Source organism: Vibrio sp. 378 (assembly GCF_033339435.1).
The window spans coordinates 1-651 of the sequence record NZ_JAWOUO010000666.1 but is presented as its reverse complement, the minus strand read 5'-3'; the positions used below and the strand labels follow the sequence as shown (position 1 = coordinate 651).

The following is a 651-nucleotide window of genomic DNA, read 5'->3' as shown; positions in this document are numbered from 1 at the left end:
CAAAGAGGCAGATTTCTACGGCTCAATGGATGGTGCGTCTAAGTTTGTAAAAGGCGATGCGATAGCCGGTATTTTGATTCTGTTTATCAACATCATCGGCGGTCTGTCGATTGGTATGGCGCAGTACGGGTTAGGCTTTGGTGAAGCGATCCAAATCTATACCTTGCTAACGATCGGTGATGGTCTGGTTGCTCAAATTCCATCTCTATTGCTGTCAATTGCAGCGGCGATGATGGTAACGCGCCAAAACACCGATGAAGACATGGGCGAGCAGTTGGTTTTCCAAATGTTCGACAACCCGAAAGCGTTGATGATCACGGCGGCAATTTTAGGCGTGATGGGTATCGTACCAGGCATGCCGCATTTTGCTTTCTTAACGTTGGCCGTTGCTGCTGGCACGGGTGCTTACTTGATTGACAAGCGTCAGAAGCAGAAAGCAAAAGAACCAGCATTACCTGCGAAAGCAGAAGATGGCAGCGAGCCGATTTCTCAACGTGAGTTGTCGTGGGATGACGTTCAACCTGTTGATATTATTGGTTTAGAAGTGGGGTATCGATTGATCCCGCTGGTGGATCGGGACCAAGGCGGAGAGTTATTAGAACGCGTGAAAGGCGTTCGTAAAAAGCTCTCACAAGATTTTGGTTTCTTGAT

The 651-nt window shown here is 48.1% G+C and carries 1 protein-coding gene; it reads left to right on the top strand.

Annotated features, from left to right (window positions below; all coding sequences use genetic code 11):
* A partial coding sequence (locus tag R7Q48_RS28150; RefSeq protein ID WP_318133608.1) for an FHIPEP family type III secretion protein occupies positions 1-651 on the top strand: 651 nt, incomplete at both ends.